Source organism: Pedococcus sp. P1_H8, from assembly GCF_056405175.1.
Genome location: NZ_JBFUCP010000125.1, coordinates 1 through 526 on the forward strand (window position 1 = coordinate 1; position 526 = coordinate 526).

Below are 526 nucleotides of genomic sequence, written 5' to 3' on the forward strand. Positions count from 1 at the left end.
CACCGGCCCGATGTGCGGCGAGTGCCGCTCGCTGGACTGGGACACCGTCGACGCCTCGGGCCGCGGCATCGTCTACAGCTTCGTCGTGAACCACCACCCGAAGATCGATGCCTTCGACTACCCGCTGATCGTGGCGACCATCGAGCTCGAGGAGGGCACGCGGCTGATCGCGAACATGACGGGCATCGCGCCCGATCAGGTCGAGATCGGCATGCCGGTGGAACTGGACTGGATCGACGCCGACCCGGAACTGACGCTTCCCGCGTTCCGGCCGGCCGCACGGGAGGACTCCTGATGGACTTCAACTTCACCGAAGAGCAAGAGGCGATTCGCGGCCTCGCCGACGAGGTCTTCACCAGCAAGGCCGACATCGACCGCGTCAAGGCGGTCGAGGGCACCGCCGAGCGGGTGGACCGCGACCTGTGGCGCGAGCTCGCCGGCACCGGTCTGCTCGGCATCGCGCTGCCGGAGAACCTCGGCGGCGGCGGGCTCGGGCTGGCCGAGCTGTACGTGCTGCTCGAGCAGC

Annotated in this window: 2 protein-coding genes; both read left to right on the plus strand. The window is 69.0% G+C overall.

Annotated elements, in window-relative coordinates; all coding sequences use genetic code 11:
• Nucleotides 1-295, plus strand: a 295-nt coding sequence (locus AC1DYG_RS19180) for a Zn-ribbon domain-containing OB-fold protein (protein WP_477641452.1), incomplete at its 5' end; no start/stop codon positions are given.
• The coding region (locus AC1DYG_RS19185) for an acyl-CoA dehydrogenase family protein (protein WP_477641453.1) at nt 295-526 on the plus strand (232 nt) is incomplete at its 3' end. The genes AC1DYG_RS19180 and AC1DYG_RS19185, both read left to right, overlap by 1 nt.